Here is a 13,567-nt window from a genome sequence, read left to right as displayed (position 1 = left end):
TCCCGAACTCAGAAGTGAAACAGACCAGCGCCGATGGTAGTGTGGTTCGCCCATGTGAGAGTAGGTCATCGTCAGGCTCTTAATACCCAAACCCCAGCATCCTTGATGCTGGGGTTTTTTATTTCAGCCGCGAAAAAAGCGGTCGGATGATATACTTCCTGCCATAAAGAACCGAACCTTCCCGAGGGAGTACCCCGATGCCCGCAACCGATCACCTGGTTATCTTTGATACCACGCTTCGCGACGGTGAACAGAGCCCCGGCGCTACCATGACCAAGGCGGAAAAGCTGCGTATTGCCAAGGTGCTGGAAAAATTGCGAGTGGATGTGATCGAGGCTGGCTTCGCGATTGCCAGCCAAGGCGATTTTGAGGCGGTCAAATCCATTGCCGAGAACATCAAGGACTCCACGGTCTGCAGTCTCGCGCGGGCCCTTGATGGCGATATCGATCGTGCGGCAGAAGCGATTCGACCGGCCCAGAGTGGACGGATTCATACTTTTATCGCTACCTCTCCCATCCACATGAAGCACAAGCTGCAGATGCAGCCGGATGAGGTCGTCGAGCAGGCCGTGCGTGCGGTCAAGAGGGCGCGCGGCCACACCGACGATGTGGAGTTTTCCTGCGAAGACGCCGGCCGCTCAGAGCTGGATTTTCTCTGCCGTATTATCGAGGCCGCCATCGACGCCGGCGCGCGAACCATCAACATTCCGGATACCGTTGGTTACGCCATACCGGAGCAGTTCGGTGAGACCATCCGGCAGTTATTGAACCGGGTGCCAAACGCAGACAAGGCCATCTTCTCGGTACATTGCCATAACGACCTTGGCCTTGCGGTTGCCAATTCGCTTGCGGCGGTGAGTCAGGGGGCTCGGCAGGTGGAGTGCACCATCAACGGCCTCGGCGAGCGCGCGGGCAACGCGTCACTGGAAGAAATTGTCATGGCTGTTCGCACCCGCCAGGATCTGTTCTCTCTCGACACCCGCGTGGATGCCCGCCACATTGTACCGGCATCGCGGCTGGTGTCGACCATCACGGGCTTTCCAGTGCAGCCCAACAAGGCCATCGTTGGCGCCAATGCTTTTGCTCATGAATCCGGGATCCATCAGGATGGCGTGCTGAAGCATCGCGAAACCTACGAAATCATGCGGGCAGAAGACGTCGGCTGGCACACCAACAGTCTGGTGCTGGGCAAGCATTCCGGGCGCAACGCGTTTCGTACCCGATTGCTGGAGCTGGGCATTCAGTTCGAAACGGAAACCGAGCTTAACGAAGCCTTTACCCGCTTCAAGGCTCTGGCCGACCTGAAGCACGAAATCTTTGACGAGGATCTGCAAGCCATTGCCAGCGACACCCGACAGAAAGAAGAGGAGGGTCGGTTCGGCCTGGTGTGCCTGCAGGTGTGCTCTGAAACCGGCGTGGTGCCCAGGGCTCATCTCACTCTGTTGATGGATGGCAAGGAGCATAACGTCGAGGCCGAGGGCAGCGGGCCGGTGGATGCCACTTTTAAGGCCATTGAATCCCTGGTGGACTCAGGCAGCAACCTCCAGCTGTATTCGGTGAACAATATCACCAGCGGAACCGACGCTCAGGGTGAAGTAACGGTCCGGCTTGAGCGGGGAGGGCGAATCGTCAACGGGGTCGGTGCAGACACGGACATTATTATCGCATCGGCGAAAGCCTATATCGAAGCGCTGAATCTGATCAGCCGCGGTGGTATTCGTCAACACCCACAGGTGGCCGATGTCTGATAGGTCTGAAACACCGGGGGTGCAGAGATGACCTATTCCGAGGCCGACAGGCAGTACTATCTTGCTATGGCGGGCATCCAGCTATGGTATGCCCGTGAGCCCCTGTCTGGCGCGGCGCCGAGCGCGGAATTCAGCTTCCCCGAGACCCCGGTTACCGCTGAGCCTGCTGACCTGGCGCCGCCTGTACCACCAGCGCCGTCGCCTGTCGGCAATCGAGCTCGGTCAGGCGACAATGCCGGCCAGGCGGGACAGCGTATTGCAAACCTGCAGGCGTTGATGTCGAATGCCCCATCGGTTTCAGACCATCCGCCTCCGGCTTCACCCGAGGTGGAGGTAGCGGTCGATTCTGAAACCCCCGCCATTGACGCCGCCGGCGATGCGCCCGTATCCGAGGCAGTGCCCGATGATCGTCTCACGGTATCGAATTTACGGGTAACGATGGGGTTGTGGGTGGCGAATAGCAGAATTCTGGTGGGGCGGGTGTCGGAAGACGCCAGTGAGGGGCTTCAGGATACGCTGGCTAACAATATTCTGGCGGTGATGGGAGCCAGTCAGCCCGTTGAGCCCGATTACCTGAGATGGCCGGTGTTCGCCAACCCGCTGGTTCCCGGGAACGGCTTCGCGGATTTCTCCCGCCTTCTGGCCTCCATGGCCGGTGAATCCGAGGGGCGTCAGCTGATACTGCTGGGCGTTCTGCCGGAGTTGCCGGATGAAGAGCGTGAACCCTGGCTGGCGCAAACGCTGGGGCGTCCGGCGGTAGACTTCCGCCAGTCTCTCGCCGAGCTCGCCGCCGTTCCGGCGCATAAACGGTCGCTTTGGCAAGCCCTCAAACCGCTGCTGCGGAGTGCGGAGTGAGTCAGGATTTCTGCCCCCCGGTTCGTCAGACCGATGCGGCGATCCGGCCCCTCGAGCCGGCGGATCTGCCCGGAGTCCTGGACATTGAGCTGTGCAGTTACTCTCATCCCTGGAGCGAAGCTGTGTTTCGCGATTGTTTTCGTCCGGATTACCGTCTCTGGGGCTACGTTAGCGGGGGCGAGCTGGGCGGTTATGCGGTGGTTGCCTATCTTTTTGACGAGGCCCACCTGCTGAATCTTTGTGTGGCACCGGGGTTCCGACGGCAGGGTGCCGGCCGGCAATTGCTGCGCCATCTGGTTGCACAGGCGGCTCATGATGGCATGAAGCAGACACTTCTGGAGGTTCGCGTGTCCAATCCCGGCGCTATGGCGCTTTATGCCTCCGAGGGGTTCCGTGTGATTGGTCAGCGCCCCGATTACTACCCTGCCGTTAAAGGGCGGGAGGACGCCTCGGTCATGGCGCTCGACCTCACCGCAGACTGACTTGTATCCGGATTCCGTGCGCTTTTTTCTGCGCGGACACTGTTCGCGTCTCGGTGCTATTCCCCCTATAATGGCGGCCTTTTCAGCGTATTTGAATCAGGTTGTTGTCCATTATGTCCACCCTTGCAAAAGAAGTGTCCAATCGTCGTACCTTTGCGATCATCTCGCACCCGGATGCTGGTAAGACCACCATTACCGAGAAGGTGCTGCTGTTTGGTCAGGCGATCCAGAAAGCCGGTACCGTGAAAGGCAAGAAGTCCGGGCAGCACGCCAAGTCGGACTGGATGGAGATGGAGAAAGAGCGGGGCATTTCTGTGACCACATCGGTCATGCAGTTTCCTTACGGCAATCGCCTGGTGAACCTGCTGGACACCCCGGGCCACGAGGATTTCTCCGAAGACACCTATCGTACGCTGACGGCGGTCGATTCCTGCCTGATGGTGATTGACAGCGCCAAGGGTGTCGAGGAGCGCACCATCAAGTTGATGGAGGTCACGCGCCTGCGGGATACCCCCATTCTGACCTTTATGAATAAGCTGGATCGGGATACCCGGGATCCGGTGGAGCTCATGGATGAGGTCGAGGATATCCTGAAAATTGCCTGTTCTCCGGTGACCTGGCCCATCGGCATGGGCAAGAACTTCAAGGGCGTGTACCACCTGCTCAGGGACGAGGTGATTCTGTATCAGTCCGGGCAGGGTCACATGATCCAGGAGCGTCGGGTTATTTCCGGCCTTGATAATCCAGAGTTGGACGGAGTGCTGGGTGCGTACGCGTCCGAACTGCGTGACGAGATTGAGCTGGTCAAGGGTGCTTCTCACGAGTTCGATCACGATGCGTTCCTCAAAGGCGAGCTGACGCCGGTGTTCTTCGGCACGGCCCTGGGGAACTTCGGTGTTGATCACATGCTGGATGGCCTCATCGAATGGGCGCCAGCGCCCCAGCCCAGGGACACCGATCAGCGGCTGGTGCAGCCGGATGAGGACGGTTTCTCGGGCTTCGTTTTTAAGATCCAGGCCAATATGGACCCTCAGCATCGTGACCGGGTTGCGTTCATGCGCATTGTCTCCGGTCGCTACAGTCAGGGCATGAAGGCGCGCCATGTCCGTATCGGCAAGGATGTGCGCTTCTCCGACGCCCTGACCTTCATGGCCGGCGACCGGGAGCATGCCGAGGAAGCGTTCGCCGGTGATATCATCGGGCTTCACAATCATGGCACCATCCAGCTCGGTGATACCTTCACTGCGGGTGAGGACATGAAATTCACCGGTATCCCGAACTTTGCTCCCGAGATGTTCCGTCGCATTCGTCTGAAAGACCCGCTGAAATCCAAACAGCTGCAGAAAGGCCTGATCCAGTTGTCTGAAGAAGGAGCGGTCCAGGTCTTCCGGCCCCTGAAGAACAACGACCTGATTGTTGGCGCCGTGGGTGTGCTGCAGTTTGATGTGGTCGTGAGCCGGCTGAAAAGCGAATACAAGGTCGAGGCACTGTACGAGCCGATCAACGTGGCAACGGCCCGCTGGGTCGGCTCGGACGACGAACGCAAGCTGGACGAGTTCCAGCGTAAGAACAACGATTATCTGGCCCTCGATGGCAGCGATCAGTTGGCCTACATCGCACCGACCATGGTCAATCTCCAGTTGGCCCACGAGCGCTATCCAGACATCCGCTTCCAAAAAACCCGGGAGCATTAACCGCGGCGAAACGCTATGGAGCTCACCGACGCACATTGTCACCTGGATTTTCCCGAGTTTGCGGACTATCGGGAACGGGTGCTGGCCGTCGCCGCAGCAGCAGGGGTGTCGCGCATTGTGATACCCGGGGTCCGGCGACAGCACTGGGACCGGGTGGTGAGGGTCGCGTCCGGAATGTCCGGGGTGTATTACTGCCTCGGCATCCACCCCTGGTATGTCGGGGAACATGAGGAGGGTGATCTGGCTGTGCTCGAGCGTCGCCTTTCCGGCGCCGACAGGCAGTGTGTCGGGCTGGGCGAATGCGGGCTTGATCGCCTCAGGGGCGAGTTGGCGGATCAGATTCCCTGGTTCGAGGCACAAGTTGAGCTCGCGGCGCGCCTGATGCGCCCCCTGGTTATCCATTCGGTTCGAACCCATGATGAAATTCACCGCATATTGCGGGCGCAGGCGTTTGCGGGCAGGGCGCTGATTCATGGGTTTTCCGGCAGTTATGAGCAGGCGCGCCAGTTGGTGGATCTGGGCTGCTATATCGGCGTTGGTGGTGTGATCACCCATGGCAGGGCGAAGAAAACCCGCGACGCCATTGCCCGGCTGCCGGTTGACGCTCTGGTGCTGGAAACCGATGCGCCGGATATGGCGCCCGAAGGCGTTGCCAAAGGCTGTAACTCTCCGGAATACTTACCAATGATCTTCGACGCACTGGTCTCGTTGAAAGCGGCAAAGCGGGAGGAGTTGGCTAGCCAGCTGTTGCGGAATAGCTGCCAGCTTTACGACTGGCCGGTCCCCGTGTAGGGGATTAGCGAAACAGCGTGCAATGGGGTTGGCTTTCCTGTGTGGTTTGGATATACTTCGCGCCCTGGCTTTTCAAGGCGATGCCGTCATCTCAGCCCCGAATGATGTCACTGCCGAACATTACAGGTACAGAACCTCCTCCGGATGCCAAGCATTTACCGGTGGCGGTTTTTAACGTTTCTTATATAGCGTTCAAGGCGGAATCAATGAAGACTCTGAGTGCGAAACCAGAAACAGTAACACGTGACTGGTACGTTGTAGACGCAGCCGGCAAGACGCTGGGTCGTCTGTCAACCGAAATCGCCCGTCGTCTGCGGGGCAAGCATAAGCCTGAGTATACCCCTCATGTAGACACTGGCGATTACATCGTTGTGATCAACGCAAGCCAGGTCCGGGTTACGGGCAAAAAAGCATCTGACAAGATGTACTACAGTCACACCGGCTTTCCGGGTGGAATCAAGTCCATCAGTTTCGAGAAGCTGGTCGACAAGGCACCTGAGCAAATTATTCAGAAGTCTGTAAAAGGCATGCTTCCGAATGGCCCACTCGGCCGTGCCATGTTCAAGAAGCTTAAAATCTATGCCGGCGCTGAGCATCCTCATGCAGCCCAGCAGCCCAAAGAACTCGACATTTAACGGAAGGCGGATATGTCTGTAGCACAAAATTACGGTACTGGTCGCCGCAAGACATCCACGGCTCGGGTTTTCATCAAGCCGGGAAGCGGTAACATCTCTATCAACGGTCGCACCATCGAAGATTTCTTCGGTCGCGAAACGTTGCGCATGATCGTTCGTCAGCCGCTGGTAGTTGCGGAGTCCAGCGATCGTTTCGACATCAATATCACTGTCAAGGGTGGTGGTATCAGTGGTCAGGCCGGCGCGATTCGCCACGGTCTGACCCGTGCCCTGATGGATTACGACGAGACTCTGCGTCCGGCGCTGCGTAAAGCGGGTTATGTAACCCGTGATGCGCGTGAAGTCGAGCGTAAGAAAGTGGGTCTGCGGAAGGCGCGTAAGCGTCCTCAGTTCTCCAAGCGTTAATCTCGCTGGAGCGTTGCCCCCGAAAACCCGGTCTCTGGCCGGGTTTTTTATTGTCTGGTAAACGGGCAACGAGCGGATCTGAAACAGGGGGCGTCCGTTGGCCGCGCCTTTCCGACTTGTAAGGCACGGGTAATTTCATTACCATTTGTGCGCTTATAATTTTGGGTTGTGAAGTCCTTTTTGAAGTGTGGCAGCGCCGATTCGCGGTGCTCTGCGCCTCGCCTGATGGGAGAAGACCATAATGAGTAATGGCGACGTGAGCCAAGGCCGGCGCCGGTTTCTGATCGGTGCTACGTCGGTGGTAGGTGGAGTCGGCGTCGTCGGTGCGGCAGTTCCTTTCGTGGCGTCCTGGAATCCCAGCGCCAAGGCGGAAGCAGCTGGTGCGCCGGTTACCGCTAATGTCAGCAAACTGGAGCCGGGTCAGCAGATGACTGTCGAGTGGCGAGGCAAGCCTGTTTGGGTTGTCCGTCGTACACCGGAAATGCTTGAGAATATCGAGGAATTGAACGAGCAGGTCAAAGATCCTCAGTCAGAAGAGGCTAACCAGCCCACCTACATTGACGGCATTTATCGCGCAGTGAAGGAGGAGTATGTGGTGCTTGTAGGTATCTGCACACACCTTGGCTGTTCGCCTCAGTTCCGTCCGGAAGTGTCTCCTGCTGATCTGGGTGACAGCTGGCTCGGTGGCTTTTACTGTGCCTGCCACGGCTCCCGCTATGACCTGTCTGGGCGCGTTTACGCGAACCAGCCGGCGCCACAGAATCTGGAGATTCCTCCGTATCGTTTCGATGACGAGAGCACTCTGACCATCGGTCTTGATCCGGAGGGGGCAGCATAATGCAAAAGTTAGTATCCTGGATTGACGAGCGTCTTCCTATTGTCGACGCCTGGAACAAGCACATCGGCAAGTACTACGCGCCGAAAAACTTCAATATGTGGTACTTCTTCGGCTCACTGGCCATGTTGGTACTGGTGAATCAGCTGATTACCGGTATCTGGCTGACCATGAGCTACAACCCGACTGCCGAGGGTGCCTTCGCATCGGTGGAATACATCATGCGTGATGTGGAGTGGGGGTGGTTGCTGCGGTATCTGCATTCCACGGGTGCCTCTGCATTTTTCGTGGTGGTGTATCTGCACATGTTCCGCGGTCTGATGTACGGCTCGTATCAGAAGCCCCGTGAACTGATCTGGATCTTTGGCATGTTGATCTACCTGATCCTGATGGCGGAGGCCTTTATGGGCTACCTGCTGCCATGGGGCCAGATGTCCTACTGGGGTGCTCAGGTTATTGTGAACCTGTTTGGCGCGATTCCGGTGATTGGTGAAGACCTCTCACTGTGGATCCGTGGTGATTACCTGATCTCCGGTATCACCCTGAACCGCTTCTTTGCCCTGCATGTGGTCGCGTTGCCAATCGTGCTGCTTGGTTTGGTGGTACTCCACATTCTTGCCCTGCACGAAGTGGGTTCCAACAACCCTGACGGTATCGATATCAAGAAAAACAAGGATGAAAACGGCATTCCAAAAGATGGCATTCCGTTCCATCCCTACTACACCGTGCATGATCTGATGGGTGTAGGCGTGTTTTTCTTCATCTTCTTTATTGTTGTGTTCTTCTTCCCGGAAGGCGGTGGCTTGTTCATTGAGGCGCCCAACTTTGAGCCTGCGAATGCTCTGAAGACCCCTGACCACATTGCGCCGGTTTGGTACTTCACACCGTTCTATGCCATGTTGCGCGCGGTCACCGTCGACCTGTTCGGGCTTGATGCGAAGTTCTGGGGTGTGGTCGTCATGGGCGGCGCCATTGCGATCCTGTTCGTGCTGCCCTGGCTCGACAAGAGCCCGGTGCGCTCCATGCGCTACAAGGGCTGGATCAGCAGGATCGCACTGGCCATCTTCGTGGTGAGCTTTGTGGTCCTCGGTTACCTGGGTATTGTTCCGGCGACTGAAGGCCGTACCATCGTCGCGCAGATTCTGACGACGCTGTACTTCCTCTACTTCATTCTCATGCCGTTTTACACGCGTATGGAGAAAACCAAGCCAGTTCCAGAGAGGGTCACGGGATAATGAGAAAGCTGATTTTTGGTCTTTTCATCGCAATCCTGCCGGCCCTAGGGCTGGCAGCCGGTGCCGCGGTCCCGCTGGATATCATGGAGCCGGATCACACCAACAAGGCTTCGCTGCAGCGTGGCGCGGCCCTGTTCACCAATTACTGCATGGGTTGCCACTCGATGGAATACGCGCGGTACAAGCGCGTATCCGAAGATCTGGAAATTCCGGCGTCGCTCTATGAAGAGAACCTGATCTTTACCGGTGCAAAAATCGGTGAGCTGATGAAGGTGTCCATGAGCAAGGAGCAGTCTGCGGGCTGGTTCGGCGCGCCACCACCAGACCTGACCCTCGAGTCTCGTCTGCGTGGCGAAAGCTGGATTTATTCCTATCTGCGCGGCTTCTACAAGGACGACACCCGCCCGCTGGGCGTCAACAACGTGGTTTTCGCCAATGTGGGTATGCCCCATGTGCTGGTCGATATGCAGGGCTTGTGCGCTGTCGAGCCGCGAATCGGCAAAGGTGCCAGTGTCGACCCACTCAGTGGCAACATCAACAACGCGGATGCCTGCCCTGAGTACGCGATCGAGGGCAGCATGTCGGCTGCGGAGTTTGACCGGTCCATGTATGACCTGACAAATTTCCTGTCCTACATGGGCGATCCGGTAAAAGTGGAGCGGGAGCGGCTGGGGGTCTTTGCTTTGATCTTTGTCGCAATCTTCTTCATCTTCGCCTACCTGCTCAATCGTGAGTACTGGAAGGACGTACACTGAGATTTCAGGTATAATCTTCGGTCCTGAGTTCCAGCGGGTTATCACCGGCCCGCTGGATTTTTGCGTTTTCAGGATCATTCTGTTTTGTTTACTCGTGAGGTAGTTCTATGGGCGTTGTGACCAAGCGGTCATCAATGACGTTTTTCTCGGACCCGGCCAGTCATTACAGCCATCGTGTGCGTATTGTGCTTGCGGAAAAGGGTGTGACGGTTGATATCGTTGATGTTGATCCGGATAACCCGCCGGCCGAGTTGGCCGATCTGAACCCCTACAATGCCCTTCCCACTCTGGTGGATCGTGATCTGGTGCTGTACGAGCCCAACATCATGATGGAATACCTGGACGAGCGGTTTCCTCATCCCCCGCTGTTGCCAGTGTACCCGGTGGCCCGGGCGAACAGTCGCCTGATGATTCATCGTATTCAGAAAGACTGGTGCGGTCTGGTTGACCAGATTCTGGCCCAACCGAATGCCAAGGCGTCCGACACGGCGCGTAAGGAGCTGCGGGAAAGTCTGCTGGCCACGGCGCCTCTGTTCGGTGAAATGCCGTTCTTCCTGTCAGAGGAATTCACCATCGTGGACTGCTGCATTGCGCCCATTCTTTGGCGTTTGCCGGCCCTGGGCATCGATCTGGATGACAAGCAGGCCAAGCCGCTGCAGAAGTACATGGACAGCATTTTCAGTCGGGACGGTTTCAAAGCGAGCCTTTCCGATCTCGAAGAAGATATCCGTAGCTGAGGCAGCCATGCAGGGTCTGAGCGCGGGTCAGGAGAGAGTCAGTGCCTGATAGTAAAGTGACCATGACATCCAGTCGTCCCTATCTGGTCAGGGCGTTCAACGAGTGGGTTCTCGACAACGACTGCACGCCGTACATTGTGGTTGATGCGGGCGTACAGGGCGTTCAAGTGCCCACCGAGCACGTTGCCAACGGCCAGATCGTGCTTAACATCAGTCCGGGAGCGGTTCGAAGCCTGGTGATTGGAAACGGCGCGCTGGAGTTCAGCGCGCGCTTCGGCGGCGTCCCCATGCAGGTTTTTATACCTCTGCAGGCGGTGATGGCGATCTATGCCAAGGAAAATGGCGAAGGTATGGTGTTCGGCAGTGAGCCCGGCTCTCCGGATCCCGACGACGATGGCAGCAAGGATGCGGGCAGTAGTCAGGCTCAGGGGGAGCGCCCCTCCGGCCGACCGACGCTCAAGGTCGTTAAATGAGCGACCGGTGAGCCCCGGATGCAGTAGCAAAAGCCAGCGATACGCTGGCTTTTTTATTATCCGCCAAACAGCGTGCTGTCAATCAGACCGCACAGCGCATTGATGATGACCAGCATCAGCGGGGTGGCTGCTGTGGGTGCCAGGTTGTCCAAAGCGATCTCATGATCTTCCGGATGCAACAATGAGGTGATGTCGGACTTTTCCTTGGCGCTCAGCACAACCACGCTCATTTCACGATCATGAGCGGCCTGGATGGCCTGGATCAGATTGGCCTTGTGGCCGTCGTCGACAATCACGAACAACAGGTCGCCAGGCTTGCCAATGGCGCGAACCGGTCGTGAAAAGGTATCGTTGAAACGGTTGTCGCGGCAGATGGCGGAGTAAGTGGTTGCGTCTGCGCCCAGGTTAATGGCCGGAAGTGCTGGTCGGTCGTGGTCAAAGCGGTTGAGCAGTGCAGTACAGAAGTACTGGGCCAGGATGTTGGCGCTGCCATTGGCGCAGGTGATGATCTTGCCATCGTTGAGCAGGGTGTTCACGAAGGCTGTGGCGGCGTGTTCAATGGCCGGCGCGGTTGTGCTGGCAGCCTGGGCTGTGAGCTCCATGTGAGCGGCAAACCATTGATTGATTTCTTGTTCAGTGTCGGTCATGTTCACGCCTGAATAGCATTTTTGATCCATTGTATCCGGTATTTTTTAACATCACCCGGTGCGATTGCAACGACGTCGATGCGACTCGGGCTGTGCCATAACCCGTGACGATGAAGGTAGAACGAGGCCGCTTTAACCAGTTTTCGCTGTTTGCCATAGGTGATGGACTCCGCACCACTGGTCAGGCTGCCGGCGCCTCGAAAACGGACCTCGAAAAACACCAGAGTGTCCCCGTCACGGCCGATCAGGTCGATCTCTCCGCCGCGGTTGAAAACATTGCGCTCGATAATGGTGACCCCGCGACTCTTGAGGTAGCGGGCAGCCACCGCCTCGGTGTGGGCGCCAATGGTGTTGCTGTCGGGTTTGCCATCCATGGCGGAAAAATCCTGCGGTCAAGCCTAGCTGTGTCGGTAAACGATTACTCCGTGCCGGAGGTATCCTCCTCGGGCATGGTGGTCAGCAATTCCGGTGTACCGCTGCGGAACCGCGCCCACAGCTGTTCACGATGAATGCTGCCTTGCGGAGTCATGGTGAGAATGCCGGTCTGACCGTTGAGGGACGCGCCCTTAACCTGGCGCAGCAGCGGCAGTCGTTTGCTGAGGTCCCAGGCGTCAGCACCCATGGCAAACAGGCGGCCTAGTTGTCCTCTCATATCCGGAAGCGCCTCGGTAGCGGTGCGTCGGAAGCTGTTCTCATCGTCCAGTACCCAGGGTATGTCGGTAAAAATGACGTTGTTGAGGTCCCGGTCCCGCCCGGGGTCCTTGTTGCCCTCATAAACCATGGAGGTTGAATAGACCGGCAGGTCACCTCCGAAGTAAAAGGCAAACAGGGGCTTGAACTGGCGGGCAATGGTGGGCTCGGCGACCATGACAACCGCGTCGGCGTCCTGGCGGCGACGGGGCTCGAACTCCACGTTGATACCGGCCGTGCGTTCGACGTCTATGGCGCGCTCCCGGGACACCGTGATGCCCAGCAGATCGGCGGTAACGGCGCGGAGATTGTCTTCCCGGAAGTAGCGTTCAATATCCAGTGCAAGGCTGCCATTTTCGGCCATACGTTGGAGCAGGGCGCTCTCTAACCGGTCGCCCCATTCCCCCTGAGGAATCAGAACCAGAACCTGATCGTTGTTTTCCAGGGCGAGGCGGTTGGCAATCTGGCGGGCTTCGTCTTCCGCTGACAGGCCGAATTGGTAAAGACCCGTCGGGATGTCGGCGTCGTCGGGCAGGTAGTTCAGGCCGAGTACCGGTACCGGTAGCGTCTTCAGGCGGGCCAGTGCGGCCAGAGCGTCTTTTTCGAGAGGGCCGACAATCAGATCCTGACCGTCCGCCGACAGCTCACGATAGAGCTCATCGAAGTTCGAATCGGCCGAGTTGACCACGCGAATGCTGGTTGTGCTGCGGTCGGCAGACTCGTCGCTGTAGTAGGCGGCAAAAAAACCGTCTCGGATGGCCTTGCCGGCACTGGCCAGAGGTCCGTCCAGGGGTAATGCCAGCGTGATCTGCTCCGGTCGGGACTCGGCGAGACTGGCAATCAACCCGAGTTCCGAGGGCAGGGCGCTTGCTGCCGGGTGACCGGGCCAGTTGTTCTGCCATTCGCGGACCAGGCGACCCTGATCATCGAGTTTCATGCCGGGCTCGCGGAGAATGCCCGCCAGTTCAATCCAGCCCTGGGCCTCGTAGCCGATGATCGTTCCGCTCTCTTTGGACAGTTGGGCGTTGGATGTGGCTTTCAGAGCGAGCCAGATGCGATCGTGGATCGCCTGCACATCCTGACGCGAATCTGACTGCGCCAGAGTGATCAGCGTAGCGGCGGCACCCAGGTGATTGCCAGCCAGTTGAAGCGTGTCCGCCTGCAGGTTGGCCGCACGCGACATGATGCCGCGCTCGTAGCGGAGAAACTGATCGCGGGGAAGCTCGTCGGCCAGCTGAGTGGCCCAATCGCGGTCCTCAAGTGCTGTGGCGCTTGCCATGGACAGCAGCAGATACTGATCTTCCAATTCCGCCGCCACCGGTGAGAGCTGATCGCTCCTCAGGATGCGGCGCGCTGCGGCGTGATCGTCGCGGTTCTGGAACTGGTCGGCCGACCTCAACAGATACCTTTGGGCCTCCTGGCGGTCGCTTTGGCTGCTGGCCGTTTGCAATGCCTGTTCAGCAGTTTCCGCGGTGTGGGATTCCAGATTGACGCTGGCACATCCGGCGGCCAGCACGGCCAGCATCAGAAGAGTGACGAACGTTTTCAGGTTCAAACGGTGTTTGGTCATGGCAGGCTCACGAA

The 13,567-nt window shown here is 58.0% G+C and carries 15 protein-coding genes; 12 read left to right on the top strand and 3 right to left on the bottom strand.

Annotated elements, in window-relative coordinates:
* Positions 1-197: 197 nt before the first annotated feature.
* The 12 genes from R0125_RS15260 to R0125_RS15205 all read left to right on the top strand — a co-directional run bounded on the left by R0125_RS15260 (position 198) and on the right by R0125_RS15205 (position 10,646).
* Positions 198-1,748 carry a 2-isopropylmalate synthase gene (locus R0125_RS15260; RefSeq protein WP_317238719.1) on the top strand — a complete coding sequence of 517 codons (1,551 nt, stop codon included), beginning with the start codon at positions 198-200 and terminating at the stop codon, positions 1,746-1,748.
* A 27-nt stretch (positions 1,749-1,775) separates the two neighbouring features.
* The gene (locus R0125_RS15255; RefSeq protein ID WP_317238718.1) at positions 1,776-2,603 is read left to right on the top strand and encodes a 2-isopropylmalate synthase; all 828 of its coding nucleotides are present in this window, start codon (positions 1,776-1,778) and stop codon (positions 2,601-2,603) included.
* A complete protein-coding gene (gene rimI, locus R0125_RS15250) occupies positions 2,600-3,085 on the top strand; it encodes a ribosomal protein S18-alanine N-acetyltransferase (RefSeq protein WP_317238717.1) in 486 nt (161 codons plus the stop codon). Before R0125_RS15255 ends, rimI begins: the two co-directional genes overlap by 4 nt.
* Before the next feature lie 113 nt (positions 3,086-3,198).
* Entirely contained in the window at positions 3,199-4,779 is a 1,581-nt protein-coding gene (gene prfC, locus R0125_RS15245; protein ID WP_317238716.1) for a peptide chain release factor 3, read from the top strand.
* A gap of 15 nt (positions 4,780-4,794) precedes the next feature.
* A complete protein-coding gene (locus R0125_RS15240) occupies positions 4,795-5,571 on the top strand; it encodes a TatD family hydrolase (RefSeq protein ID WP_317238715.1) in 777 nt (258 codons plus the stop codon).
* 206 nt (positions 5,572-5,777) lie between these two features.
* Entirely contained in the window at positions 5,778-6,206 is a 429-nt protein-coding gene (gene rplM / locus R0125_RS15235) for a 50S ribosomal protein L13 (protein WP_248184052.1), read from the top strand.
* Positions 6,207-6,218: 12 nt separating this feature from the next.
* Positions 6,219-6,611 (top strand): 30S ribosomal protein S9, encoded by a 393-nt coding sequence (rpsI, locus tag R0125_RS15230; RefSeq protein ID WP_248184053.1) that lies wholly within the window; start codon positions 6,219-6,221, stop codon positions 6,609-6,611.
* Between the two features lie 241 nt (positions 6,612-6,852).
* The gene (petA, locus tag R0125_RS15225) at positions 6,853-7,449 is read left to right on the top strand and encodes a ubiquinol-cytochrome c reductase iron-sulfur subunit (RefSeq protein WP_248184054.1); all 597 of its coding nucleotides are present in this window, start codon (positions 6,853-6,855) and stop codon (positions 7,447-7,449) included.
* Positions 7,449-8,681, top strand: a complete 1,233-nt coding sequence (locus tag R0125_RS15220) for a cytochrome bc complex cytochrome b subunit (protein WP_317238714.1) — start codon at positions 7,449-7,451, stop codon at positions 8,679-8,681. The genes petA and R0125_RS15220 overlap by 1 nt, the downstream gene beginning before the upstream one ends.
* Entirely contained in the window at positions 8,681-9,436 is a 756-nt protein-coding gene (locus tag R0125_RS15215; protein WP_248184057.1) for a cytochrome c1, read from the top strand. Before R0125_RS15220 ends, R0125_RS15215 begins: the two co-directional genes overlap by 1 nt.
* Before the next feature lie 107 nt (positions 9,437-9,543).
* Positions 9,544-10,173, top strand: a complete 630-nt coding sequence (locus R0125_RS15210; protein ID WP_248184059.1) for a glutathione S-transferase N-terminal domain-containing protein — start codon at positions 9,544-9,546, stop codon at positions 10,171-10,173.
* A gap of 62 nt (positions 10,174-10,235) precedes the next feature.
* Positions 10,236-10,646 carry a ClpXP protease specificity-enhancing factor gene (locus R0125_RS15205; protein ID WP_317238728.1) on the top strand — a complete coding sequence of 137 codons (411 nt, stop codon included), beginning with the start codon at positions 10,236-10,238 and terminating at the stop codon, positions 10,644-10,646.
* 56 nt (positions 10,647-10,702) lie between these two features.
* On the opposite strand, the gene R0125_RS15200 is transcribed toward R0125_RS15205, so the two are convergent.
* From R0125_RS15200 to R0125_RS15190, 3 genes are read right to left on the bottom strand one after another with little or no spacing between them, the layout of a single operon-like run.
* Complete coding sequence (locus tag R0125_RS15200; protein ID WP_248184060.1) at positions 10,703-11,293, bottom strand: SIS domain-containing protein; 591 nt, start codon at positions 11,291-11,293, stop codon at positions 10,703-10,705.
* A 2-nt stretch (positions 11,294-11,295) separates the two neighbouring features.
* On the bottom strand, positions 11,296-11,667 hold the full coding sequence (locus R0125_RS15195) for a YraN family protein (RefSeq protein WP_317238713.1): 372 nt from the start codon (positions 11,665-11,667) through the stop codon (positions 11,296-11,298).
* A 44-nt stretch (positions 11,668-11,711) separates the two neighbouring features.
* Positions 11,712-13,553: a penicillin-binding protein activator gene (locus R0125_RS15190; RefSeq protein ID WP_317238712.1), complete on the bottom strand. Its 1,842-nt coding sequence runs from the start codon at positions 13,551-13,553 to the stop codon at positions 11,712-11,714.
* Between the last annotated feature and the right edge of the window lie 14 nt (positions 13,554-13,567).

This window comes from Marinobacter sp. M-5, from assembly GCF_032911545.1.
GTDB lineage: Bacteria > Pseudomonadota > Gammaproteobacteria > Pseudomonadales > Oleiphilaceae > Marinobacter > Marinobacter goseongensis.
This window is presented reverse-complemented; position numbering and strand designations above follow the sequence as displayed.